This window comes from Paenibacillus sp. UNC499MF (genome assembly GCF_900107975.1).
Classification (GTDB): domain Bacteria; phylum Bacillota; class Bacilli; order Paenibacillales; family NBRC-103111; genus Paenibacillus_F.
Map to the genome: position 1 here is coordinate 1 of NZ_FNVF01000012.1, position 24,173 is coordinate 24,173.

Annotated in this window: 22 protein-coding genes and 2 pseudogenes; 8 read left to right on the forward strand and 16 right to left on the reverse strand. The window is 49.2% G+C overall.

The annotated features are described in order from the left end of the window. Positions 1–419: 419 nt before the first annotated feature. The 5 genes from C4S74_RS20225 to C4S74_RS20245 all read right to left on the reverse strand — a co-directional run bounded on the left by C4S74_RS20225 (position 420) and on the right by C4S74_RS20245 (position 5,686). Positions 420–1,271, reverse strand: coding sequence for a hypothetical protein (locus C4S74_RS20225; RefSeq protein ID WP_103997107.1), 852 nt, complete (start codon positions 1,269–1,271; stop codon positions 420–422). 112 nt (positions 1,272–1,383) lie between these two features. Beyond that, positions 1,384–2,439 (reverse strand): FAD-binding oxidoreductase, encoded by a 1,056-nt coding sequence (locus tag C4S74_RS20230; RefSeq protein WP_103997109.1) that lies wholly within the window; start codon positions 2,437–2,439, stop codon positions 1,384–1,386. 155 nt (positions 2,440–2,594) lie between these two features. Beyond that, complete coding sequence (locus C4S74_RS20235) at positions 2,595–3,581, reverse strand: ABC transporter substrate-binding protein (RefSeq protein ID WP_103997111.1); 987 nt, start codon at positions 3,579–3,581, stop codon at positions 2,595–2,597. A 70-nt stretch (positions 3,582–3,651) separates the two neighbouring features. Beyond that, positions 3,652–4,497 (reverse strand): AraC family transcriptional regulator, encoded by an 846-nt coding sequence (locus tag C4S74_RS20240; protein WP_103997112.1) that lies wholly within the window; start codon positions 4,495–4,497, stop codon positions 3,652–3,654. A gap of 265 nt (positions 4,498–4,762) precedes the next feature. After that, on the reverse strand, positions 4,763–5,686 hold the full coding sequence (locus tag C4S74_RS20245; protein WP_103997113.1) for a tyrosine-type recombinase/integrase: 924 nt from the start codon (positions 5,684–5,686) through the stop codon (positions 4,763–4,765). Between the two features lie 673 nt (positions 5,687–6,359). On the opposite strand from C4S74_RS20245, the pseudogene C4S74_RS20250 reads away from it, so the two are divergent. Continuing rightward, positions 6,360–7,452 (forward strand): annotated as a pseudogene (locus C4S74_RS20250) (mandelate racemase/muconate lactonizing enzyme family protein). A 180-nt stretch (positions 7,453–7,632) separates the two neighbouring features. Here the strand turns inward: C4S74_RS20250 and C4S74_RS20255 are convergent. From C4S74_RS20255 to cls, 5 genes are all read right to left on the reverse strand, one after another. Then, positions 7,633–8,322 carry a hypothetical protein gene (locus C4S74_RS20255; RefSeq protein WP_103997115.1) on the reverse strand — a complete coding sequence of 230 codons (690 nt, stop codon included), beginning with the start codon at positions 8,320–8,322 and terminating at the stop codon, positions 7,633–7,635. Next, a complete protein-coding gene (locus C4S74_RS20260; protein ID WP_103997117.1) occupies positions 8,319–9,218 on the reverse strand; it encodes an ABC transporter ATP-binding protein in 900 nt (299 codons plus the stop codon). Before C4S74_RS20260 ends, C4S74_RS20255 begins: the two co-directional genes overlap by 4 nt. Next, on the reverse strand, positions 9,215–9,604 hold the full coding sequence (locus C4S74_RS20265; RefSeq protein WP_374755409.1) for a GntR family transcriptional regulator: 390 nt from the start codon (positions 9,602–9,604) through the stop codon (positions 9,215–9,217). Before C4S74_RS20265 ends, C4S74_RS20260 begins: the two co-directional genes overlap by 4 nt. A gap of 188 nt (positions 9,605–9,792) precedes the next feature. Beyond that, the gene (locus C4S74_RS20270; protein ID WP_009673580.1) at positions 9,793–10,509 is read right to left on the reverse strand and encodes a YebC/PmpR family DNA-binding transcriptional regulator; all 717 of its coding nucleotides are present in this window, start codon (positions 10,507–10,509) and stop codon (positions 9,793–9,795) included. A gap of 220 nt (positions 10,510–10,729) precedes the next feature. Continuing rightward, positions 10,730–12,175: a cardiolipin synthase gene (gene cls / locus C4S74_RS20275; RefSeq protein ID WP_103997121.1), complete on the reverse strand. Its 1,446-nt coding sequence runs from the start codon at positions 12,173–12,175 to the stop codon at positions 10,730–10,732. 214 nt (positions 12,176–12,389) lie between these two features. Between cls and C4S74_RS20280 the strand changes: the two genes are divergently transcribed. Next, positions 12,390–12,575, forward strand: a complete 186-nt coding sequence (locus C4S74_RS20280; protein ID WP_103997122.1) for a hypothetical protein — start codon at positions 12,390–12,392, stop codon at positions 12,573–12,575. An 87-nt stretch (positions 12,576–12,662) separates the two neighbouring features. Here C4S74_RS20280 and C4S74_RS20285 read toward each other — a convergent pair whose 3' ends face one another. From C4S74_RS20285 to C4S74_RS20300, 4 genes and pseudogenes are all read right to left on the reverse strand, one after another. Continuing rightward, complete coding sequence (locus tag C4S74_RS20285; protein ID WP_103997124.1) at positions 12,663–13,295, reverse strand: type 1 glutamine amidotransferase family protein; 633 nt, start codon at positions 13,293–13,295, stop codon at positions 12,663–12,665. A gap of 185 nt (positions 13,296–13,480) precedes the next feature. Next, a pseudogene (locus C4S74_RS26680) lies at positions 13,481–13,657 on the reverse strand (hypothetical protein); the annotation flags it as partial. A gap of 107 nt (positions 13,658–13,764) precedes the next feature. Continuing rightward, positions 13,765–14,322, reverse strand: coding sequence for a hypothetical protein (locus C4S74_RS20295; RefSeq protein ID WP_103997127.1), 558 nt, complete (start codon positions 14,320–14,322; stop codon positions 13,765–13,767). 189 nt (positions 14,323–14,511) lie between these two features. Further along, positions 14,512–15,843, reverse strand: coding sequence for a Stk1 family PASTA domain-containing Ser/Thr kinase (locus C4S74_RS20300; protein ID WP_103997129.1), 1,332 nt, complete (start codon positions 15,841–15,843; stop codon positions 14,512–14,514). 257 nt (positions 15,844–16,100) lie between these two features. Between C4S74_RS20300 and C4S74_RS20305 the strand changes: the two genes are divergently transcribed. From C4S74_RS20305 to C4S74_RS20320, 4 genes are all read left to right on the forward strand, one after another. Further along, complete coding sequence (locus C4S74_RS20305) at positions 16,101–16,580, forward strand: PH domain-containing protein (protein WP_103997131.1); 480 nt, start codon at positions 16,101–16,103, stop codon at positions 16,578–16,580. Beyond that, positions 16,573–18,099 (forward strand): PH domain-containing protein, encoded by a 1,527-nt coding sequence (locus C4S74_RS20310; protein WP_103997133.1) that lies wholly within the window; start codon positions 16,573–16,575, stop codon positions 18,097–18,099. The genes C4S74_RS20305 and C4S74_RS20310 overlap by 8 nt, the downstream gene beginning before the upstream one ends. 415 nt (positions 18,100–18,514) lie before the next feature. Next, positions 18,515–18,931, forward strand: coding sequence for an organic hydroperoxide resistance protein (locus C4S74_RS20315; protein WP_103997135.1), 417 nt, complete (start codon positions 18,515–18,517; stop codon positions 18,929–18,931). A gap of 105 nt (positions 18,932–19,036) precedes the next feature. Continuing rightward, positions 19,037–20,200, forward strand: coding sequence for an iron-containing alcohol dehydrogenase (locus C4S74_RS20320; protein ID WP_103997136.1), 1,164 nt, complete (start codon positions 19,037–19,039; stop codon positions 20,198–20,200). Between the two features lie 366 nt (positions 20,201–20,566). Here the strand turns inward: C4S74_RS20320 and C4S74_RS20325 are convergent, their stop codons facing one another. Next, positions 20,567–21,079, reverse strand: coding sequence for a DNA-deoxyinosine glycosylase (locus tag C4S74_RS20325; RefSeq protein WP_103997138.1), 513 nt, complete (start codon positions 21,077–21,079; stop codon positions 20,567–20,569). A 17-nt stretch (positions 21,080–21,096) separates the two neighbouring features. Beyond that, entirely contained in the window at positions 21,097–21,768 is a 672-nt protein-coding gene (locus tag C4S74_RS20330) for a DUF421 domain-containing protein (protein ID WP_181024490.1), read from the reverse strand. 416 nt (positions 21,769–22,184) lie between these two features. Between C4S74_RS20330 and xerS the strand changes: the two genes are divergently transcribed. Beyond that, on the forward strand, positions 22,185–23,267 hold the full coding sequence (gene xerS / locus C4S74_RS20335; RefSeq protein WP_103997140.1) for a tyrosine recombinase XerS: 1,083 nt from the start codon (positions 22,185–22,187) through the stop codon (positions 23,265–23,267). Between the two features lie 235 nt (positions 23,268–23,502). Continuing rightward, the gene (locus C4S74_RS20340; RefSeq protein ID WP_103997142.1) at positions 23,503–24,057 is read left to right on the forward strand and encodes a GNAT family N-acetyltransferase; all 555 of its coding nucleotides are present in this window, start codon (positions 23,503–23,505) and stop codon (positions 24,055–24,057) included. The last annotated feature ends 116 nt before the right edge of the window (positions 24,058–24,173 follow it).

Genomic DNA, 24,173 nt, shown 5'->3' on the forward strand with positions numbered 1-24,173 from the left:
GTCAGTGACAAGAACTTATATCGTTTGCCGTATTGGGATTTAGGACAAGAACATATAGAAGGTACATCAATCATTTGAAGGAAAAAAACCTGAGGTTTGTGTCGGATGACAATATATAAGCATTGAAAACGCGACTGTAAGACATATGTACAAAATACGGATTTTATGAAGTAGTATGTATGAAAATTGAGAACACGTATCTATCTTATACTTAACTGACTACTTCTGACTTCTGCGCCTGATCATTTCATAAAAAGGTAATCGTTTCGTTCGTCATATTGTCGTTACCGTAAGAAAACAACATCTCCAAAACTGATTGGCGTTATATGCTGGACGATTTCGAATAATTTCGAATAATCTCAGCTACCAGTGATTCTGTAACATTTTTTCATTTTTTCGCCGGCTCCTTAACTTGTGTTTTACCTTGAAAATGTGCTAAGTAAAGACGGCCATACGGAAATTTTCTCTCTGCAGGATGGACATAATGTTTCCCCCGCTAAATAATACAGATGCCTAACCAATGTTTGCTCCCCGATCGCTTCCGCCCGCTCCGCTAATGTTCGTATTTCTTCATCTGCAAATGACGTGACCGGGACGATCACATGGGATTCCTGATCAATTTGAAAGACGGGATCTTGTTCATAGGCTAGAAGTATTTCGTTTTCTACAGAATTATCTTCATACGGCCAGATGAATATATCATTTTCGCAAGTCGGACACACGGCCACATACTCATCACCGTTAATAAAAGTCATCAACATATCGGCAAGCATATACGAACCTCGATAAGCGGCATCCGCAATAAGAATATAACGTTTCTCCGTCTCATCGATGGAATGACGGGCTGTATAGGTGAATACTTCCTCTGTAAGCGCCTTGAGTTTACCTATGGCCTCTAAATACTCACGATACAATTCAGTACAGACAGAGCTGCCTACATCTTCAGCCAGTTCGCCCCAAGATTCTGGAAATGACTCCTCTTCGTGTCCGTGTCCTTCACGTCGGCTAGCCTCGATTATACCGCAATTTATAAACAGCTCTTTGCGCACTTCAGCATCGGATGTAGAACATGCTATTTGTGCCAAAAACGGCATCGCTGCATAGGTAACCGTATAAATCGTATTTTGATGGTACAAGTACTCTTGAAAGATTTCATCAAAAATTTCCTGACTATATTGCCGCATAAGCTGCTGCAATAACACAGATACGTTTTCTGCAGAACTGTACGGTCCTCTCAGCTTTCCCCATACATCGCTATCCCACTTAAGCAAGCTTTCCCTCCGTTCCCAACTTCCAAATTCCACCTTTTCTATATGTATCACATAAAAAAACTCTGGAATCAGTGCCCATCATCCAGCGCCTCTATCTCTTTTATACGCTTTATCACAACGGACGCCTAAATCTGGATAATCGGCAGCTTTCTAATTCTTCGATCCGTACGTCGTCTATTATTTCGCTTGCAGCCAAGTGACTAATAACTGGAGCCAACGTAATGGCTGAATGCATAACAGTTAGATATAGCCCCTTTAGCTGATCAATAAAGCCAACTATAGGGTATCCGTCCGCAGGCATAGGTCTCATTCCTACTTTGATACTTTCCAGCTCCAAATTTTCTCCGCCTTTTAAGCCATGACGAAGGATTTCAAACGTTCGTTTTCCAATTGCCTCCGGCCCATTTTCTCCAGTCTCCTCCCTATAATCTTCGGCCGCTATTAGCGTATCGTCGGTTAGTTGTCTTGCTTCAAATTGTGAATTCGAGATTAAAGTATGGATTAACTTTTCGTTCGATTTCATGCGAACAATAATAGAAGGCGAAGGAGCGACTGGAACATCCAGGCCTAACGGCTTACAGAGTTCTGGTACGGCTGCACCGGCTGCTACCACGATAACATCCGATTCGATAAAACCGTTTGATGTGTGAACGCCAACAACCTTGCCATTCTCTATCCTGATTTTCATCACTTTCGTACCAAAAAGTATTTTCGCTCCATTTTCTTCAGCCTTATCCACCAAAAGTTTTGTTGTCCAAATAGGATCAACAGCGCCTTCTTCGCGCGCATAAACAGCCTCTTCGGGATATTCCCTCAAGTTAGGCTCCAGCTCAATAATCTGCTGACGATTTAATTTTTGTATATGAGACTCTTCCATGCTTGCAGAGACACCCCATGACAGCGCTCCGTGCCAGTTTATCTTCAGCTCCGTCATTTCTTTTTCTAACTCATGATATTCGGTTAGTGCGGCATCATATAAATGCCGATATTTTTGCAAAACCCGGCTCGAGGAATGAATCCAAGCGAAGGATTTTTCGGTTACTTCACACCCAGCCGTTGGATTGCACTCGATTAAAGTGACATCCTGATTCCGCTTTGCCAAGTTGTATGTCATGGACGCCCCAACAATCCCTGCGCCGATCACAACAATTTTTTGTTTACTGGTCATGGCGTCTCCTCCTATCACTGATAAGTTATCTCAACCTTACAATAGAAATCTAATTATTTCTTCGGAATGTATCGTTATAATCTTATTTTCCTCCAGTAAGCGAAAAAAGCTGCCGATTGTGTCGGAAGCCTTTCTCGTGGTTGGCACTATCATTTTCATCGTGCCAGCATGTTTTTCATAATCGTTTTGACCCCTAATTCGATTCCCAACGGTCCGCCGGCTGCGATTGAGCTGTCTAACTGATACATTCGCCCGTTTTTGACTGCGTTCAACGATTTCCAGGCGGAATTGCTTTCCAAATCTTTCAGATAGCCTTGCAGCTTTTTCGAAGATCCGCCAATGTCAGCTACAAACATGTAATCGGGATTCATTGCGGCCAGCCCTTCCAGGGAGATCTGTTCCCCTTTGGTTGACATATCGACATATCGGCTTGGCGGCTGTAAAGCAAGACCGCTTTCCTTATTGAAAACGAATTGTGTTGTAAAGCCCCAAAACAGCTTGTCTCCCAGCATAATGACGCCAAAGGTCTTGTCACTGAATTTGTTCAATTGCTCTTTTGAATCCGTGATCAATGCTTCAATCCGTTTAATTTCGGTCTCAGCTTTTTTCTCTTTGCCGAAAATTTTACCATATTCCTGGAGGGCTCCCTGCCAGTTGTTCTCATTGCTATCCACCGTGATGACGGGGGCGATTTTCTCCAGCTGATCTCCATAGCTGCCGTACCGTGCAGAAACCATAATAATCAGGTCAGGTCCGACTTCCAGCAGTTTCTCCATATTGGGGTTCGTCATCGAACCGATATCCGTTATTGCGCTCGATTTGTAGGGCGCCAATGACTCCCATTCGTCCAAAACATTCAAATCTGTCGCTGCCGCAGGAGCTTCATCCAGCAAAAACATATGCTCGAAGTTGCGGAAGAACAAGAGCGCTACTTTCTCCGGTTTTTTTTCAAGCACGATTTCACGACCAAGCGCATCTACATACGTTCTCGGCCATTGGCCCTCTTCTTTCTTGGCTTCTTCAGCTTTTTCAGGTGCTCCTGCCCCCGCTTGATTATTGCCAGGCTCCGGCGTTCCAGCGCATCCCGCTAAAATACCTGCCGCAAGCGCGAACGATAAGAATAATCGTATGACTGCTTTCATTCTGTCTCCTCCTATAAAACGTAAGTTTCGCTTGACTGATCAAACTATGGTCAGTGTAGCAAAACGCATATTAGATAGGAATGGGACCATCCTGAAATTCATATGGATTATTCCTGAACTTCCCGCGAAATTCGCCCGGAGAGAGACCTACCTGCTTTTTAAAAATACGGCTGAAGTACAGCGCATCCTCATAGCCTAGACTTTTCGCGATCTCGCCGATCGGCGCGTCATTCGCAAGCAAGCTCTCCTTAGCCCGGTTCAGACGGTAGGCCATCAAATACTTGCCCGGTCCCATTCCCGTATGCTTTTTAAAGACATAGAACAAACGGTTTTCATTGATGTCATTTTGTTCGGCCAAAGCACGGACGCTGAGTCCATCCATATAGTGCTCATGTATGTATTTCGATACTTGCTCAAATAGCGCTTGTTCTCCATCGCTGTTTTGATTGCGGGCACAAACAAACAGTTCTTCCAGAACACAACGAAAGAGCGTTTCTGTCTGAAAGGTCGAAATTCCGCCGGGTTCTCTCGATGAACGCCACAAGAGCTCCAACAATTCCAAGAGACGGGGACTCTGTCCCGTGTTCAGCTGAAAATGCGTTTTGGACAAGCAAAAACCAGACGGCTCCGGTGCGCAGATTTGATATATAACAAGCAGATACTCCCACTTCGTACAGCCAACAGCCCTTCGGTTCAATGGCATTCGAGCCCCGCCGTGAACCACGTTACCCGGAGTCAGCGTATACACTTTGCCGCTGAAATCAAAAACGGCCTTGCCCCTTAAGGGGAAAACAAATCCTGGGAAAGGCTCCGTATAATCATCGCAGCTCTTCCCTGAATCCCGCACGTAACGGCAGACTTGCTCCACCCGAAACGAGGTGCGCGCAAAATGTTCTGCAAGCTTGTTAATGTCCATATTCTTTAGCCTCCTGCAATCAAAGCCCTGCCTACATGTGGCTGCACCCACTGCTGCGACCAAATGACACTTATACATCCCCGACGGGCATATTTCGTCTTTTATATTGAGAATGAGAATCATTATTACTATAATAGCATTTTCATATACCCAAGTGAAGCTATGATCGATCCTATTCCTTCTTTCGATTCTTGCGGAAGCAAAACAAAAAAAGCCGCAATTAAGCGGCTTCTAAGCGTCCTATGTTAATATTGCTGCTCTTGTACTATCCAATCGCCTCCATCGGTATGTTAACGGAAGCCATCGCATTTTTCTTTTGCTCATCATTTACATGCGTATAGAGCGCAGTGGTTTCAATGGATGAATGCCCCATAAGCTCCTTCACGATTCGAATATCATGCCCTTTTTTGAGCATCATGGTTGCAAAAGAATGCCGCAGCTTGTGGCAGGATAAATTCATGTCCGTTACTTTCGGATTTTTCTCCTTAAAAGCTGAGAAAGTTTGGCCGGCAATCTTCTGAATCTGCCTGATGGAGAGCCGTCTTCCCTTTTGTGATACGAAGAAGGCGTCTTCTTTTTTGCTGTAAGGAGTAAGCCTCTCTTCCAAGACTTTGCTTAAATAGTCCTTAAGCATATCGGGAAGCGGGATTTCATTCCACTTTCTCCCCTTACCGAACACTTCGATCGTTCCTTTTGCCTTTTTGAAGTTTAAGAGGTTCAATCGGTGCACTTCACCTACTCGTAACCCGCAATAACCCATTAGCAGGAATATGGCGATATTCCGATTCCGATACCTTCCGTTAATATACTCCAGGCTTTGAACCAGCTCATCTTCTTCAAGATATACGGGTTTCTTGTTTTTTTCGGTTTTGGATTTTTTTACTTCCAAGGCCGGATTCTTCGCTGCCAGCTCAAAGTCGATTAAAGCGCTGTAAAAGGATCTTATTGCTGAAAGCGACCGGTTTCTTGTGGACTCACCGGCCGTTTGCTGCTTGGAAACAAGAAAGTTGATAACGTCTATTTTGCCGGCTTCTTCAATTGGACTCCCTTCTAAAGATTGGAGAAAGCTCAGTACTTCCCTGATATATTCTTTTTGCGTTGCTTCGGTATATCCCGAATGTTTCATCCATAATGAACATGCACGGATCTGCTCCGCATATCTCTCTTTAATTTCATCGCTATACTTCAAGGCGCGTTTCCCTCCATCAGCAAGTACTCACCGGGACACCCGGGTTATTTATAAATGTTAGATCGATAATCGCAAATCGATTTTTCGCCGTATCCTAACAGAAAAAACGATCCGTATACCACTTTTGATGACAAAAACACTCCTGCTCTTGGCCGTAAATGAAAATAAAAATCGATTTAAAAGGAAAGTGCGCCAAATATGTATTTGGCGCACTTATTATAACACATTTTTTCCTTAGTTGGGTCCACATAAATATCCGTTATTATCATGCAAGATTACCTTATTAAAGCGGGATACATGCCGTCACCGGCTTAACTAATATACGCATAGCTGCGAATGCTGCCAGCCCCATCCTGCCGCAATTATGCGCCTTCATCCCTGCAGCGTTTCTCCCCGTGTTCATAGATCCACAATATTTATACCATAATATTTATTATGTAAACAATAAGATCGGTTTCCTTATACCACCTTAATCTAACCTCCCATCCCATATACAGCCGCAGAAAATATAACCGGGAAAAGGGTATCTTCATTGTTCCATTACGCGCTCGTACTCACTCCAGTTATTTGATTAACCTTCATTAAATAATTGACGCTTTTATTCCAGTTTCCGGCATAAATCGGTGAATACATGACACACTAACGGTACAACAAGTTCAGGAGGATAGTTTGCTTGCTCATTCATACAATCGAAACCTTCCCGCTCTTCTATCGTCTTCCCACGGCATATGGAGATGCCAACGGCGTCAAATCTTACCGAACCACTTATTTGTTCCGGATTACTACAGATACCGGCATCGAGGGCTGGGGCGAGTGTGTGGATTGGCTGCCCACCTTGCATAAAGGTTTTCAGGAACGCATCATTCCTTATTTGACAGGCAAACCGGTCGTAGAAAGAAGCAAACTGGTCTCGACTTTAAAAAAGTGGCATTCGCGTACAGCCACGGCTGTCAGTATGGCTTTAACCGAAATTTTGGCGAAATCGGGCGGGCTTTCCGTATGCGACCTGTGGGGCGGAAAATATCGGGACAAAGTACCCGTCTATGCCTCGTTTCAATCCTATTCAGCCGGACACGATTGGCAAAAACGTTCACTTGAAGCGATCCAGAGAGCGGTTACCGCCGGATTTAACAGCATCAAGATAAAAATAGGCGGTAAATCAATTACTGAGGATCAAAGCCATGTCTTGTCCGTACAAAACTTGCTGCAAGAAAAGATCGGTTTGGCTTTGGACGCCAATCAAAGTTATGATGTGGCGGCAGCTCTTCAGTGGAAGACTTTGCTCGAAAAATGGCCCAATCTCATGTGGATGGAAGAACCGCTCCAAATTAAATACATAGCCGAATATACAGCATTAAGAAACCGGCTCTTTGTTCCCTTGGCCGGAGGCGAAAACATCAAAATGGCATCGGATTTTATTCCCCTGCTTTCCCGGCATGCTATGGATTTTATCACTCCCGATCCCTTGCATATTACAGGGATTGACGAGTTCAGGGAAACATTAAGCCTCGCCAGAAATTTTGGCATTCGTGCAACACCTCATGCTTATGACGGCGCATTAACACGCTTATACGCTTTATTCGCTCAAGCCTGTTTGGAGCCATGGAGCAAAATGGAAACGGACATGATCGAACCCGTTTAACCGTTTGATTTCGGTTCAACCTTCAAACGGTGAAATAGCCATTCCATACGGCGTCGGAATCGGAATTGAAATAGACCTGGACATGCTTGCATTTTATCAATGGGACGGAAGCAGTTACGGCTAGTCCAAGACAAACGTAGAATAGCTTGTGCTGTTTTAAGATGTTGCCTTTTTCATATGTCACCACAACCCTCAAACATAACATAACATAATATAATATATATTATGTAAATAAAATGCGCCCTTCCATGCCCGCCAAACAAAAAAGACGCCCGATAACGGACGTCCTGCAAACCATCTTGGATTACGTACTCGCTCTTCTAAGCAGAAAATACGAAGCAGCGGCAAATATAAGCGTGAACGGAAACAGCCAAAGGGCTAATTGTACTGCCGTATGCCCCGCTATCCATGCAAAAATGGCACTCCACCAGCCGTTGGCGGTACAAAGGAAAGCCGTTACAGTGATCATCAGGAAAAGAGCCGCCATCAGGATGAATGTCCCCTTCCCCCCGAATCTGCGTTGGAAGCTTCCGATCCCAAAACCGGCCGACAGGTTATAAAGAAGCAGGCTTAAGAAAATAACGAACTGCTCAAAAACCGATCCGTCGCTCAAATAAGGCAAGTGGAAGAAATGCAGGCTGCTTCCCCAATCACCAGTCCATACTTCCAGCAGGGAGAACAGCAAAATCAGCAGAGCGGTCAGCACGGATACCCCTGCAAACATAAGCAGTGTCCCTTTGTAATAATCGGTACGCCGTACACTGAAGCCGAGAGCGAATGGAAATGTCTGAGCGGCCGTGAGAATCCCCCCGATAAACAGGCAGACAAAGACGGAAGCCAACCCGCCGGTATAAATCTCCACACTTCCCGTCAGCCTGCTCACCACATAATTAACGATAAAATTCCCCAATAGAACCCCGCCGGGAACGTAGAGCCATAGCACTTTATTCCGGTAATGAATACTCATGATTCCGGACAACCGCTGCAAATTCATAACCCGTTCACCGCTTTCTCTTCGAGATTGGTTTTCGTCAGGTAGATGATGAGCTGCTGCAGGGATACGGGAGCGATTTCAAGCCCCATATCTTTGGCCAGCAGCTTAGCCCGTGATTCCGAATCTCCCGTAACCGTGACGGAGAGCATTGACGCGAACGGTTCCCGGTGAATCACTTCTTTTCCTTTTACGAAAGATTCCACGCTCGCAGCCGGACCGACCACGGTATAAGCCATTCCGCGCAGTTCTTCCGTTTCCGCATCCAGGATCAGTTTGCCGCTGTCGATAACAAGCACATGCTCCAGCAGCCGGCTTACTTCGTCGATCAGATGGGTGGATAAAACAATCGTGCGCGGATACCGCGTATAATCTTCGATCAACCGGTCGTAGAATAGGCTCCGTGCCACGGCATCCAACCCCAAATAGGGCTCATCGAAAATAGTGAGCGGCGAACGGCTGGCAAGGCCGACAACGACCCCGACCGAGGAAAGCATGCCTCTGGAAAGCTTTCTGATATTCCGCTTCAGCGGCAGTCTGAAGTCCCGGATCAGCGATTCCGCGAAATCTCCGTCCCAATTCGGAAACACGGCTGCCGCTACTTTCAGCACATCCGCTACCCGGAAGTTATCGGGATATTTCTGGCTTTCTTTAATAAAGCAGATCCGTTTCATCACTTCGTAATTTTCATACGGGTGCTCCCCAAAAACCCGCACTTCCCCGCTCGTGGGAAACATTTGTGCGGTAACCATTTGCATCACCGTCGTTTTGCCCGCTCCGTTTCGGCCGAGCAGACCGTAAATTTTATCCGGCTCCAGAGAAAAACTGATCCCGTCGACCGCCGTAACCTCCTGGAACGTTTTCGTAAGCCGGTTGACCTGCACAACAGCTTCTTTCATTCGCTTCTGTCCCCTTTCCGGATCATTTCAACGAGCTGCTCGGTTGTGATGCCGAGTTTCTCCGCTTCCTGGACCATCGAGACGACGAATTGCTCGTAAAATTGAGTTTTCCGCTTCTCCATCAGTCCTTGTCGTGCTCCTGCCGCAACAAACATCCCGATCCCCCGCTTCTTGTATAAAATGCCTTGGTCCACCAGCAAGTTGACGCCTTTGGCCGCCGTTGCCGGATTAATCTGATAGAACGATGCGAATTGATTAGTCGAAGGAACCTGGGTTTCCTCTGGCAACCGCTGCTCAATGATGTCATCTTCGATTTTTTCCGCGATTTGCATAAATATAGGACGGCTGTCATCAATTCTGAACGACACTTTTATCACCACTCTCATGTTCAAACTTAACTGGTTAGTTACTCATGTAATTAACCATACAAGAGAAAAGGCGTCTCGTCAATAGGCGCCTTTTCTTTTTCACGATATAGACATAATAATTATTATGTAAACTATAACGAAATATGATTTTCTTAATCTTTTACCGGGATGCAAAAAAGCCGCCCGAAGGCGGCCTATAAAGTATATTAGCCAAGGTCTACGTTATGGTAGACCTGCTGTACATCTTCCAAATCTTCCAGAACATCGATCAATTTTTCGAATTGGGCCTGTGCGTCTTCCGGCAGCTCCAGGTCGTTTTGCGCGAGCATCGTTAATTCCGCTACGGTAAACTCGGTGATTCCCGCGTTCTTGAAAGCCTCTTGCACCGCATGGAACTGATCGGATTCGGCATAGACGATGACCGTATCTTCCTCCTCGATGATGTCGCGGACATCCAGGTCCGCTTCCATCAGAAGCTCCAGCACTTCTTCGGAAGACTTGCCCTGCACGCCGAACACAGCCGTCGGATCGAACATGTAAGTAACCGAGCCGCTGACGCCCATGCTGCCTCCGTTTTTGTTGAAAGCGGAGCGTACTTCCGACGCTGTCCGGTTCACGTTGTTAGTCAGCGCATCGACAATGACCATGGAGCCGTTAGGCCCGAAACCTTCGTAACGAAGGGTGTCGTAGCTTTCTTCTCCTCCGCCTTTCGCCTTCTCGATCGCACGGTCGATAATCGCTTTCGGCACCATGTATGTTTTTGCCCGCTCCAGAACGACTTTCAGAGCACGGTTGGATTCCGGATCAGGCTCGCCCTGCTTGGCCGCCACGTAAATCTCACGGCCGAATTTCGCGTAAATCCGGCTTGTGCTTGCGTCTTTTGAAGCCTTTTTCTCTTTTATATTGTTCCATTTACGGCCCATTAATGATCCCACTCACTTTCAGAAAGGTATTTACCGAGGATGGCAGCGGTAGAAGCTCGTCTTCTGCCCTAGTAAGTGCTGCCTCTATTATAACGTGTATATTATATATCTAATGTGACCTCTTGAACAAGTTCGAATACGTGCAGAATCGCCTGCCGCCCGCTTCTCCTCCCCTCCACAACAAAAAAACCCGCCGTAATCGCGGGTTTTGTCGCTTATCCTATAGAATCGGAGAAACCAGACGGGCTACCGACTCCTTCATACGGTCCAGGAGAGACCGGGCTTTGTACATATCGGGCGCAAACTGCGAGCAGTATAGCATGTCCTCTTCGAAAATAAGCCGCTGCCGCGTAGCCGTCCGGGTATCAAACAGAAAAGCATTCACTTCAAAATTCAGCTTAAAGCTGCGCATATCGAGATTGGCCGTCCCGACCGAAGCGACTTTGCCGTCGATAACGATCGTTTTCGCATGGAGAAAACCTTTCTCATACAGGTACCCTTTCACGCCCAGCTCAAGCAGTTCTCCCAGGTACGATTTGGTGGCCCAGTAAACCATTTTGTGATCGGGAATCGACGGGATCATGATCCGGATATCCACGCCCGACAGCGCGGCCATTTTCAAAGCGGTCAAAAGGCTCTCGTCCGGCACGAAATACGGGGTTTGGATAAAAATGCTCTCTTTGGCCGCATAAATCATTTTGAGATACCCGTTGCGGATTTGTTCCAGCTCATTATCGGGGCCGCTTGACACGATCTGGATGCCGACCGATCCCTGATGCTTGATCAAAGGATAGTAGCGCGATATCGCCTTCAGATAGTGAGAGGACGCCAGATTCCAGTCCATAAAGAACTGAGCCTGCATTTGCAGAACGGCGCTGCCCGTGACCTTCAGATGGGTATCGCGCCAATCGCCGAACCGCTTGTTGATGCCGAGATATTCGTCGCCGATATTAAATCCTCCGATATATCCGGTCTGGCCGTCTATGATCGCAAGCTTCCGGTGATTCCGGTAATTGACACGGAAATTCAGGTACGGAATACGGGACGGAAAGAAAATCGCCACTTCTCCGCCCGCATCCAGCAGCGGCTTGTAAAACTGACGGGGAAGCCACGAGCTGCCGATATCGTCGAAAAGAAAGCGGACCTCGACGCCTTCCTTCGCTTTCTCCGCAAGCGCCTCGATTATTCTGCGCCCGAGCCGGTCGTCTTTGACGATGTAATACATCAGGTGAACGTGGCTCTGCGCGTCTTTAATCGATGCCAGCAGAGAGGCGAATTTGTCATTGCCGTCCGTAAAAATCTCGACCTCGTTGTCCTGGGTATAAACCGCGGAGCTGCTGGTCAAGTTCATATAAATGAGATCCTGATAATCGGCCATGACCGGATCCTTGTATCTCACCTGGCTTTCACGGAAACCTCTGCGCTGGGATTCGATCAGATTGTCGATATCTTTCTGATTAAACTCCTTCAGCTTGTAAATTTTGCGCCGGCTCATGTTCTGTCCGAAGATCAAGTAAAGAATGAATCCTATCCCCGGCAAAAATATCAGAACCATTACCCAGGCCCATGTAACGCTGGCGTTCCTCTTCTCCATAAACACGACAGCCAGAGCAAACAGAAAGTTCAATAGAGGAACAAAAGAATAAAGCTTCATCAGGATGTCCAAAGATGCGTACCTCCATTTAACTAAGGGATCCGGAAATAGTTTGGTTGCCGGTCCCTTTCATGATCATACATCATTTTGGATGAAATCGAAAAGTTTATCCCGGTTTCTTTTCGAATAAATTGTCGTATACGGGGAATTCTTGACGTTCGCACCTGCAAACATGCTAAAATAACATGTCGAAAGGCACAATTTTTAAGGAAAGGTGCGATCCGTCATGCGAACAGAAGATCAAGTCCAAAGAAAGTTAACGGAATTAAATAAACAGAAGCAATCGGTGCAGGAGCGCCTGAACAGCGATCCGGACAACGATTTCCTGAAAGCGCAGCTGGAAAAACTCGAAGATACGACGCTTATGCTGGAATGGGTGCTCAATGCGCCTTCAGGCAGCTACCATAGTTAATCTCATTAACTAAAAAAAGAACGGGCGCATGTTACGCCTGTTCTTTTTGCTGCCGCGCCCCATGAATGCGCCAGATTCTCTTTTGGCTTACCTGTTTACTGAATTCATCAATTGGAAGAAGTATTCAGGTTTGTGGGTCTTGTTTAAGTTATACCAGGAATGCAGGGTATCCGGTGCAAATACGTCTAACTTTTTCAGTACTTCCATCGTAAATTCCAGAGGAGCTACTCCTGATGCGGTAACCAGATTCTCATCCGATGCTACAGGTCCCGTCTCATAAAATTTTTCTCCTTTGTAATGAGGACAAACCATTTTAAGATAGTCCAAATCATTGCTTGTATGCGTTCTGGAATCCAGATAACCGGCGTTTGCCAACCCCTCGGTTGCGCCGCAAATTGCTGCGACAGTCGTGCCAAGCTTTAAAGCTTCGCCGGTTTTTTTCAAGATAGGTTGATGAATACCTTCTCCCCAAGTGTTCCCTCCAGGCAGAACTAAAACATCTTTAGCCTGAACCGCACACTCATCAATAGAAAGATCCGGTACTATGCTCAGTCCTCCCATCGTAGTCTTCCTTTCTTTGGTGACACCTACCGTAACTACGTTTAGAGGCGCTACATCTTTTTTGAAATATCTTCCCGTGTTTAGTTCGGCAATCAAATATCCGTATTCCCAGTCTGACATTGTATCAAACACATAAAGATAAACATTTCGGGTTTGCATCCGTCAACACTCCAATCACAATTGATATAGCCTATTATAAAATCACTTCCCTGACAGATAAGGTCAGTGAAGCAATCTCTTTTTCCCCAAGAACGGATCTTTTTTTAACTTTGACAACAACTTTATTCCATAAGAAAAAGCCGCAGCAAGCGCGGCTATTGATCAGGTACAATCATCATGACCTGTTACTCAATCACTACGGTGATGGTATCCTTCTCACCGGAACGGACGTCAACGATTTGCCCGTCGAGCTCATTCTCGATTGCATCGATCAGCAGATCGATATCGATATCCTTCACATATTTCGCAGCCTGCGGAATATTGGACGAAATGCTGTGCCCCGCTCCGAGTACAACCTTCACAAAAAAAAGCTCCCGGAATATCCCGGAAGCCGCTAATCCTTCAATGCTTTGTTGCCGTCTGTAATTTATGATGGACATGCGAAGAGCAAGGTGTATTCTTGAAGGTGTCACATAAAAATCTCTTTTCTTAATTTCCTGCGCGAATGCCGCAAAATCAGCTCCGCATCAAACAGCTCGTGAACCAGAAAACAAACGGAGCCGCTGCACGTAAGCTGATACTCTTTTACGGGAAAAAGATCCGCTTTGAGCTTAACCGGGTGGAAATAAATCTCGGCGCTCCGGTCGTTCTCGTAGCCTGCGTACAAAATTTCCCGCTTCGCTTCCAGACTGTCGATCAGCTTCTCCAAATGAAGCTCCTCATGATTCATCCCGTCAAGCGTGCCTTCCGGCAGCCCTTCAAGATGAGCGTAAATCGCCTTGTGAACAATGGTCTCTTCCCTGTATCGATATGAACTGACTCTGCGCAGCAGCGGGCTTGTCTGTCCGAAGACGGCGCGAGGTCTTTTATGTAAGCTTTTAGCCGGGATTAGTACCTGTTCGACGACTTCCTCTCTCAGCTCTTCCTGGAGGATGATTTCCAGCATCTTAATGGATGAGCCTTCCGAATGCATAAGCAGATCAAACAAATAACGCTCGTTGCCCCATATCGACCACTCTTTCTCCACTCGCCCCCGTCCTCCTTTTTAACAATTCGGTCTCCCTGAATTATGGTAAACGATTTCCAGTCTTTCAGCTAGGTTATCAAATGTCTTGTGGAGGGATAAATTTGCAGAGAATCCGCGATATCCGTAAAAAAAGAGCCGTTCACCCGAAGGTGTAGGCTCTTTGGCTGATTCAAGGCTAGCGGCGGCCGGTTATTGTCCTTTGCTGATATAGAACGTAACGCGGTCGCCTTTATTGGCCGGCTGATTAGGCGGGGGATCCTGCCGGAATACGGTGCCACTTTCGGCAGGATTCGGTTCGATGAAGAACGAATACCGCATTCCGGCCGCTTTCACCGCCTGCTCCGCGGCCTCCTGGGTCATTCCGATCAGGTTCGGAATCTGGCCCGGCACCGCATCCGTTGGCGGCGTGGGCGTCGGTGTAGGCTCCGGAGTCGCCGTGTTAACCGCCGGCGTAGGCGTAGGCGCCGGCGTGGCAGTCGCCGTATTGCCTGCCGTGCCGCCGCTGCCGCTGCCGGGACCTTTGCTGGGTCCTCCCGGCAGCAGCATATACATGAACACGGCGATGCCGAGCAGGACTACGGCCGCGGTCCCCAAGGTCCAGATGGTCCGTCTGAGCGGCATCTTCTCCCGGGTATCGGCTTCTTCCGCTTCCGGCTCCTTTGCCCTTGGAGGCTTCTCCGTGCGCCGCACCCGTTCCGGCGCAGGCTCTTCCTCCTGCTGGTACTGGATGCGCGGCGGAGCGGACTCCCGTACAGGCTCTCGCACAGGTTCCCGAACCGGCTCAACCGGAGGGGCCGGCGGTATGAACGCTTTGGGCGGGGCCTCCGCCGGTTTCTCCAGGGCGATGATTTCCCGCAGGCTGAATATAAAAGAAGACAGCGAAACTTCTTCACGGAAAACACGCCGCGACAAAGCAAGCAGCGCTTCTTTCTGTCCGTTCGTCAGGCCGGTCAAGTTCGGCACTACATTCTCCTGGTACTGGTCGAACGTCGCCGGACCTTGTTTCGAGTGTGTGCTGATCTGATAGAGCAGCGTACACAAACCGAGCGAGCCGCGCGAAACCAGTTTGCCGGGAGACCAGTAATTCATCACCTTCAGGCGGTTATCCTCCGTCAGCCACATATTCTCGGCCGTAACCGAGAAGCCGGAGATTCCCTCTTCCATCGCTTCCTGCATGCCTTTGCCCAAATCGAAAACAGCGGAGACAATTTCTGTGCCCCGCATGCGGTGGCGTCCCAGCTGTGCGGGAAGCGGTGTTCCTTTCTGTGCGGTCAATACCGTGTATACGTGATTTTCGGCAAGTCCCGCATTTAAAATATGAAAAAAACGTTCGTCCGAAAACTGTGCGGCCTGACCGAGCACACGCAAGTAATCGGATGATGAAGCGTCCCCTGATTTTTCTACCATGAGCAGAAATACATCCCGGTGCAAAGACAGGTCTTTCCCTGCATACATGACGCCATCCGCCAAAGGATGAATCGGTTCGGTCAATACGTACCGCTCTCCAATGCGCTGTTCCATTTTAACAGTCCTCCCGTCCGTGCGATCCTCTACGATATCCAATCGTTCTCTTTCTATAGTATACCATTCGGAGCTTATTCATGTTTTGTGCGCGAAAACAAGCGTCTCTCGTGTCATTATGAAGGAAAACGGAGAAAATAGCAAAAATCCTTCCCGCTTCTTCCAGTTTTGAAAAAATGTTTTATAATGGGGAAAGGCCTTTCCGGAAAAGGCTGGAAACTAGACAGAGAGAATCGTAAAGGAAAGGGTGATGAGAAATGAACAGACCGCTGACCCGCCGTCTGGACCGGCGATATGTGACCGTATCTCAAATCACGGCGCTGCTGACTAACGGCATTTTGCTGCTGGCTTCGCTAGCTTATCTGGCGGCAGCGCAGAGCCGTGACTGGTCCATGCTGCCCGGCTGGATTGCGGCAGCCGCTTTCGCCGTATCGCTTGTATTGTTCACTTTCGTAATTCCGCAGGCGAGATACCGGCTCTATGCGTTCGAAGTAACCGAAGAAGAACTGGAAATCCGCAGCGGTTGGATCTGGATTACGAATGTTCTGGTGCCGATGGTACGTGTCCAGCATGTCGAGCTTGAGCGTGGACCGCTTCAGAGGCAATACGGGATCGCCGAACTGAAAATCGTGACAGCCGCAACGACCCACCGGATCAGGGGCCTCAGCGAAGACGATGCGGAAGCGTTAAAACATCGGCTAGGCGTGCTCGCAAGGGCGGTGGACGCAGATGAATGAGCCGCGCAAATTACATAAGTCATATATTCTTTTCCCCGTCTTAAAGGGGCTTCAAACCCTGATTCCGGTGTTGGTGCTGATATCCGCACGGGAAGGAGAATGGAGATGGATTCCTTTTCTGATCCTGCTCGGCGTCTGCGCAATGTTTGCCGGGTTTGGTGCGGTCGGCTGGAGCACATTTAGCTACCGGCTGGAGAAAGACCGTCTCGTTATTCAGAAAGGCCTTATTTTTCGCGAGGAAAAAATGTTGTATTATCCTAAAATTCATTCCATGAACACGGAGCAGCCTTTAGTCCAGCGCCTGCTCGGCGTTGTGCAGCTCAAACTCGAAATGCCGGGCGGTAAAGGCGAGTCCGACGGCGTGCTGCCGGCCGTATCGGCCCAAGAAGCGGCAGCGATTATCGGGGAGATTAACGCTTTCCTCTCCTCCTCCGGTTATGCCCCCCTTGCCGCAGAAAACGGGGAAGGAACCGGAGGCACGGAGAAAGCAGCCGCACCATCTGCGGGATCTGCCGGCAAAGAAAACACGCAGCCGCTCCCCGCATCGGCGGAGGCAGAGGGCGTGTATGCTTACCGGGCATCGGCCGGCACGTTGATACTAGCCGCTTTCTCCACGCTGAACATCGGGCTAATCGCGGCCTTCGTGGCCGGTGTCATGTCTCTTGCCGACGACTTGCTCCCCGGCAATGTATACGAGCGGTTATGGAACGCCCGCAATGAACTGAACGGCGGCTGGCTGGTCTACGTCCTGCTGGGCCTGGGAGGTCTGGCGGCGGCATGGCTGCTGGCCGGACTCTTGTATCTGCTCAAATATGCGGGATTCAGCGTCCGGGCACATGCCGGGACACTCACCGTTTCTTACGGGCTGCTGGAAAAAAAGAAACACACCTTCCAGGAGGCGCGCGTGCAGGCGGTGCTGATTAAAGAAGGGCTGGTGCGCCAGCTTCTCGGGCGGGCACAAATCGAGCTGCGGGTCGTCTCTTCTTCCAAAGAAGAAAAAATCATGCTTATGCCGCTGATGTCCGCCAAGCGGATTCCGGAGCTGCTGCCGATTCTGCTCCCTCGTTTCAGCCTGCCGGAAATCGAGAGCCGGCCTCCGGCAAGAGCGCTGCTGTATTACAGCCGCACCGACGGTGTCATAGTGGCTGTACTTGCGGCGGCGGCCGTCTATGTCTGGGGGACGGCCGCCCTCTGGGGACTGCTGCTGCTTCTGCTCGATTTCGTCTGGTCCTATTCCCGCTTCCGAAGCTCGGGGATGACTCTCCACGAAAATCAGCTTACCGTCCGCAGCCGGATGGTCGCGAGGTCAACCTGGCTCGTGCGGCGGCCTCAAATTTTGAGCCTGCGCCTGAAAGGCACCTCCTCTCAGCGCCGCAAGCATCTTCTCAGCCTGTCCGTATCGGTTATGGGAGACACGGCCGCTGCCGCCTGCGAAGTCTCCTTCATCGAAGAACGGGATGCGCAGCGGGTATGGTCCTGGTTCAGCAGAAGCACGGATCATGCGCATGTCAAGGACTGAGGCTCAGCTTTGATGCCGGAGCCGGACAGCCCGGTAAAATTGAAATGGCAAGCGCCGATTACATTCGCAGGAACATCAAACGGATGAAGAGGTCTCAAGGGGTTTACTCTAAAAGAGTAAATCCCTTTTTTCGTTATCAGTTCCAAAACCGCTGCTGCCGGCTTTCATGATTCGCATTGCCCCGCATTTTTTCACCCGTGTTTAACCAAAATGGAACATGTGTTCTTCCCTCGTAAAAATCGCATTTCGTAATCCCGACGTTCCTCTTTTTCATTTTTAGAAGGTTTTTTCCGTTATCCAGCATTTCCCTTTCGCCTCTTTTCGTTTCATCCCGCTTCAGTTGCTTTAAGGAGAAGGAGCGGACAAATCCTTGATTTGGCTGACATTCCTCATATTCGAAAGGAGATTAACGATCATGAAAACCATGTATACGACTTCCGCAACGGCTCAAGGTGGACGCAAAGGACGGGTGGCTACCCCGGACGGCAAACTCGAATTACAGCTCAGCATGCCTAAGGAAATGGGCGGCGACGGTGGCGAAGGAACGAACCCCGAACAATTGTTCGCTTCCGGTTATGCGGCTTGTTTTTTGAGCGCGGTTGAGCTGGTCGCCAAGAAAAAAGGCATCTCCACGGAAAACGCGAAGCTGACGGCAGATGTTTCGATCGGTAAAAACGAGGATGGAAGCCTGCAATTGGCGGCTAAACTCCAGCTTTCCGTACCCGGAGCGGATAAGTCCCAAGTGGAAGAGCTGCTTGAAGAAGCGCACCAGGTTTGCCCGTATTCCCGTGCGACACGCAGTAATATAGAAGTAGAGCTCCAAGCGGTTTAAATCTTCCAATCCCTACCTGGATAAAGTGGATTGCGGCTCTGCTCATAGGCTACAATAGAAAAGACGGCATATCCGTCCATCTTCCCGGTAGAAGGAGATCCCACTATGAAAAACTTTACTTTCCATAATCCGACCAAGCTCATTTTCGGTAAAGGACAGCTGGAACAGCTGCCTAAGGAGCTTACCGCATACGGCAAAAGAGTACTCCTCGTATACGGCGGCGGCAGCATCAAGCGCAGCGGGCTATACGATCAGGTCGTTTCCCTGCTTAAGGGTGCCGGCGCCGAAATTTTCGAACTGGCCGGCGTAGAGCCGAACCCGCGCGTAAGCACGGTAAAACGCGGCGCGGATCTGTGTAAGCAGGAAAACATCGACGTGATCCTCGCCGTAGGCGGCGGCAGCGTCATCGACTGCACGAAAGCGATCGCGGCAGGCGCCAAATACGACGGAGACGTATGGGATTTCATGACGCGCAAAGCTTCCCCTGCGGATGCCCTGCCGTTCGGAACCGTCCTCACGCTTGCGGCGACCGGCTCGGAAATGAACTCGGGTTCCGTTATCACCAATTGGGAAACCCAGGAGAAATACGGCTGGGGGTCCCCGCTCGTTTTCCCGAAATTTTCTATTCTCGATCCGGTCTTCACGACAACCGTACCGAAGGATCAGACGGTGTACGGTATGGTGGACATTATGTCGCACGTATTCGAGCAGTATTTCCATCATACGCCAAACACGCCGGTCCAGGACGGTTTTTGCGAAACCATTTTGAAGTCCGTGATCGAAACGGCTCCAAAGCTTGTTGACGATCTTGAGAATTACGAATACCGGGAAACCATTCTCTATAGCGGCACAATGGCTTTGAACGGCCTGCTCGCTATGGGAGTACAGGGCGACTGGGCGACCCATAACATCGAGCATGCGGTTTCAGCCGTCTACGATATCCCTCACGGCGGCGGTCTTGCCATTCTGTTCCCGAACTGGATGACTCACGTTCTGGACGAGAATGTCGGACGGTTCAAGCAGTTCGCGGTCCGTGTATTCGGCATTTCGGCAGACGGCAAATCCGACCGCGATGTGGCGCTCGAAGGCATTGAAGCGCTGCGCCGCTTCTGGAATTCCATCGGCGCGCCAAACCGTCTGGCGGATTACGACATCGACGACAGCAAGCTGGACGTCATGGTCGACCGCGCGATGGTCTACGGCCCGTTCGGCTACTTCAAGCGCCTGGACCGAGAAGACGTGACGGCCATTTACCGGGCGTCGCTGTAACCGCCGGCAAGCGGTAGGGACCATCCCGACGGGGCCGTTCGCCAAGCGGCTGGCCGCACGCAGGGTCAAGCCCCTGCCCGCATAGAAGAAGCCCCGCTTCATTGACAGTTGTCAGTGAAGCGGGGCTTCTTTGCGATGCCGGGCTTGGCCTGCCCTGCGGGTGTTCCCGGCGCGAAGCCGCTTTCCCTGCCTGCGGCGCCGCCTGATTTTTGGCGCTGCAAGCTGGCAGCCGTACGGCGTGCTGGCAGTGCCGCGGCAGGCGAGGGCGTGCCGAAGCCGGAGCAGCGCCTGCATGCGGCGATCATCGCCGGCAGCAAGCCAGGTCAGCCGCCTTCGAGCCCGGCGGGCCGCAGCGCAGCGCCGTGTTTAGGCGTCTCCGCGGCCGGGCACCTCCCGCCAGGCTTCGCGCCAGGCGGCGAGCTTGCGCTCCCAGCCCATCGCGTTGGCCGGACTCGATGACGGCAGCCGGATAAAACGCAGCCGGCTATGATCGGTCAAGTGAGCGGCATGCTTGCGGAACAATTTCTCCGAAGCCGCGCCGTTAAACATGACGGTACTCAGGCTAGGATACTCCGCGAAGAGCGCGTCAAAATCGTTTACGTCCGGCTCCCGGATGTTCGCATCCAGACTCCCTTCTCGTTCACAGGAGGACAGCACATCCCATAAAGCGATTTTGCGGTCGATTGCGAACTTCAGCCGTTCTTCATATGTATTCGGCACCCCGTCTTCACCATGCAGCGAAGCGAGCAGCCTCCAGAAATCGTTGCGCGGATTTCCATAATATTCCTGTCTCTCCAGCGAAAGCTCTCCCGGCATGGAGCCCAAGATCAGCACGACGCTGTCCGGAGCGATGACGGGCGCGAATCCTTTACATAACATAAGTCCCTCTCCTGTTCTTATTTTCCCCATCCCGTTGCGTAAAAGCCGTGTTCGCGATGCCATTCCGCATAGAAAATTTCTTTCATCTGCTTAAAACCCGAATCCTCGATCTGCTTCTTCAGCCATTCTTCATCGCGGCCGATACGCTTCAGCTCTTCAAGCTTGATTTCTCCTTCTTCGATCAAAGGAACCGGAAGCTCCACGGGCTCTTCCGGCAGGTTCAAGTCTCCGCGGACAACCGTGTCGTAAGGTGATTTTTTCAACACGCTGAGCGAACCGTTGTTTTCAAAAATGCCGTAGGCGACTTCATGAAGGGAAAAAATCCCCTGTTCCCTCAGCAGCATAAGAAGCTGCTCCAGATCGAGGCTGTTCGATCTCATCGCCTTTACGTTCAGCTTCCCTTTATCAATCACGACAGCCGGACTGCCTTCGAACGCGCGGCGCAGTTTTTTATACTTTTGCGTAATTTTTTCGAACGTCAGAGAAAGCACGGTCCAGAAGGCAAGCGCGAACAAAAGCTCAAGATATTTAACCTCTTTATCATACACGGTGTTTCCCACAAGTTCACTCAGCATAAGAGCCGACACGAAATCAAACGGGGTGAGCTGGGAAATCTCCTTCTTGCCGAGCAGCCGGGTCATTCCCCATAGGCCGATGAATCCGGTTATCAGTTTAATTCCGATATACATATAATCCACGCTGGAACACCCGCTTTCTGGTCAAGGTAATGGCGGTAACCTGACAACAGCTGTCATGCCGTTCAGTTAGTACTCAATAACCGGAAAAGACACTTCGCAAACAGGATTTCCGCGCCAGCCGTGCATAGTTTATAATAGTAGAAGGACAAACAGGGAATTAAGAATTGAACAGGATGAAGCGATAAGTTACATAACAAATATTATGTAAACAAATTTCCTTCTATCTTCGGAACGAATCTGTATCGTATACCAACCGGTTTAGGAGAGTCTTCGTTTTTGCTGCACTTCCGGCTTCTATTTGGTTCCCGTTTTCCGCATGCAATGTATATTTTGTTCCTATTCAGCATAGCTGCTCAAGTCCGGTTTTCCCGGCTCGCTCGATTAAGAAACGTATTGAGGTGCACCCGATGAATATTCAAAAGCAAAAAGATCGTGAAGAACTCGATAAAAGAATTCCTTCTATGCCCTGGTATGTAGATAAGTTTATCCATCATAAACTTCCGGACCTCTCCCCTTCCACCCTGCTTGAATATGTACGGGATTACGAAACGTTTTTCTCCTGGCTTCTGGCCGAGGGGCTGAGCAGTGCCGAAAGGCTTGCGGATATCCCCCTGGAGGACCTGGAAAAGCTGCATATGGAAAGCGTCGATCATTACCGGGCCTACCTGGCGACGAAGAAAGATCAAGCCAATACGAAGATTACGATCAACCGCAAAATTTCGTCTCTGCGTTCTTTGTTTCACTATTTAAGCCAGATCGCCGAGGATGAAAATTATTATCCGCTGCTTAAACGGAATGTTATGGCCAAGATTGAAATCAAGCGGACGAACAAGGCCAAAGATTTGGCGGGAAAATTGGAAGGAAAGCTCCTTCAGGAAGATGAGATTTTCGAATTTATCGACTATATCCGCAGCGGATACGAACAGGACATTGCGACCAATAAGCAGGCTTTATATGCGTACGAGCTGAACAAGATCCGGGATGCTTGTATCGTAAGTCTTATTCTTCATTCGGGCCTGCGTGTCTCGGAAGTCGTCAATTTAACGCTGGACGATCTTGATATGAAAAAAAGAACCGTGTACGTGTACCGCAAAGGTAACAACGACGGTTCTTTCAAAACACGGGTATTTTTCCGGCAGGAGGCTGTGGACGATTTAACCTGCTATCTGCAGCTCAGAGAAACGCGCTACCATCCCCCCAAGAAGGAAAAGGCGCTTTTTCTGACGATACCGAACGGCAAAAAGGAAGGGCAGCTGATGTCCAAGCGGGCCATTCAGGAGATGGTGATCAAATACGCGAAGCGCTTCGGCAAGCCGTTTCTCAGTGTACATAAGCTGAGGCATTCGTTCGCAACCGACTATTATCTGCAAAACGATTTATACAAAACGCAGGAACAGCTTGGACACGCGTCGTCCGATACAACGCAGATTTATGCGCATCTGACCGATAAAACGATGGAAGAAGCGATCGACAAGCGAAAAGAAGGTTAGAATGCGTTTAACGTCATTAATGTTTAATGGCATTAACTACATTCGTTCTTTTCTTAATTCCTTTCCCGCTTCCCGCCAACCGTGGTTATTGGTTTGTTGCCGGAAGGATATGTTCCCGATAAGCCGTGTATTTAAGGTCATTAACTACAATCATTTAACGTCATAAATAAATGCTTTTTTAGTTAGATCTAACTTTATTTCACTTAACTTTGCCGTAAAGGATGCCGTGACTACCATGACTATGACTACCGACCGTATTTATTTTCGCTATTTGACTCCTGAAGATGCCCCCGCTCTCCTCGATCTTATGCAGAGGAACCGGGCCTATTTCGAGCCCTTTACGATTACACGACCCGAGTCGTTCTACACGCTTGAAGAACAGACCGCACGCATAGGGATGTGGACCGAGGACCGGGCAGCGGACAAAAGCTACAATTTCGGAATATTTTTTAAAGAAAACGATGTGCTCATCGGCGAAATGTCCTTGTTCCATGCCGCTCGCGAACCGGCGCACAAATGCATGATGGGATATTGTCTGGACCACGCCTACCAGGGCAAAGGAATTATGTCCCATGCGGCTTGCCTTGCCTTGGAATTCGCTTTTGCCGAAGCCGGGTTTCACCGCGTGGAGGCGGGCGTTATGCCGCACAACATCGGCTCCATCCGGGTGCTGGAAAAGGCGGGTTTTCAGCGTGAAGGCCTCGCGCGCAAAAACGTGAAAATCAACGGAGTCTGGCAGGACCATATCATGTTCGCCATCCTCGAAGAAGACGAGCGGCCGCGGCCTTAACTTCCGGTAAAAATGACCCCAGCCTGACAAAAGACAGTTCATACGGAGCTTGCGTAAGCTCTCCCGAACTGTCTTTTTAAATGCCTGCGGCTCTACCGGTATACAGGGTCCGCTAT

Bases quoted from the DNA above. Each gene is read 5' to 3' on its own strand.
- C4S74_RS20230 (WP_103997109.1), bottom strand. From the start codon at position 2,439: ATGACCAGTAAACAAAAAATTGTTGTGATCGGCGCAGGGATTGTTGGG.
- C4S74_RS20235 (WP_103997111.1), bottom strand. From the start codon at position 3,581: ATGAAAGCAGTCATACGATTATTCTTATCGTTCGCGCTTGCGGCAGGT.
- C4S74_RS20240 (WP_103997112.1), bottom strand. From the start codon at position 4,497: ATGGACATTAACAAGCTTGCAGAACATTTTGCGCGCACCTCGTTTCGG.
- C4S74_RS20255 (WP_103997115.1), bottom strand. From the start codon at position 8,322: ATGAATTTGCAGCGGTTGTCCGGAATCATGAGTATTCATTACCGGAAT.
- C4S74_RS20260 (WP_103997117.1), bottom strand. From the start codon at position 9,218: ATGAAAGAAGCTGTTGTGCAGGTCAACCGGCTTACGAAAACGTTCCAG.
- C4S74_RS20265 (WP_374755409.1), bottom strand. From the start codon at position 9,604: ATGAGAGTGGTGATAAAAGTGTCGTTCAGAATTGATGACAGCCGTCCT.
- C4S74_RS20270 (WP_009673580.1), bottom strand. From the start codon at position 10,509: ATGGGCCGTAAATGGAACAATATAAAAGAGAAAAAGGCTTCAAAAGAC.
- C4S74_RS20280 (WP_103997122.1), top strand. From the start codon at position 12,390: ATGCGAACAGAAGATCAAGTCCAAAGAAAGTTAACGGAATTAAATAAA.
- C4S74_RS20285 (WP_103997124.1), bottom strand. From the start codon at position 13,295: ATGCAAACCCGAAATGTTTATCTTTATGTGTTTGATACAATGTCAGAC.
- C4S74_RS20300 (WP_103997129.1), bottom strand. From the start codon at position 15,843: ATGGAACAGCGCATTGGAGAGCGGTACGTATTGACCGAACCGATTCAT.
- C4S74_RS20305 (WP_103997131.1), top strand. From the start codon at position 16,101: ATGAACAGACCGCTGACCCGCCGTCTGGACCGGCGATATGTGACCGTA.
- C4S74_RS20310 (WP_103997133.1), top strand. From the start codon at position 16,573: ATGAATGAGCCGCGCAAATTACATAAGTCATATATTCTTTTCCCCGTC.
- C4S74_RS20315 (WP_103997135.1), top strand. From the start codon at position 18,515: ATGAAAACCATGTATACGACTTCCGCAACGGCTCAAGGTGGACGCAAA.
- C4S74_RS20320 (WP_103997136.1), top strand. From the start codon at position 19,037: ATGAAAAACTTTACTTTCCATAATCCGACCAAGCTCATTTTCGGTAAA.
- C4S74_RS20325 (WP_103997138.1), bottom strand. From the start codon at position 21,079: ATGTTATGTAAAGGATTCGCGCCCGTCATCGCTCCGGACAGCGTCGTG.
- C4S74_RS20330 (WP_181024490.1), bottom strand. From the start codon at position 21,768: ATGTATATCGGAATTAAACTGATAACCGGATTCATCGGCCTATGGGGA.
- xerS (WP_103997140.1), top strand. From the start codon at position 22,185: ATGAATATTCAAAAGCAAAAAGATCGTGAAGAACTCGATAAAAGAATT.
- C4S74_RS20340 (WP_103997142.1), top strand. From the start codon at position 23,503: ATGACTATGACTACCGACCGTATTTATTTTCGCTATTTGACTCCTGAA.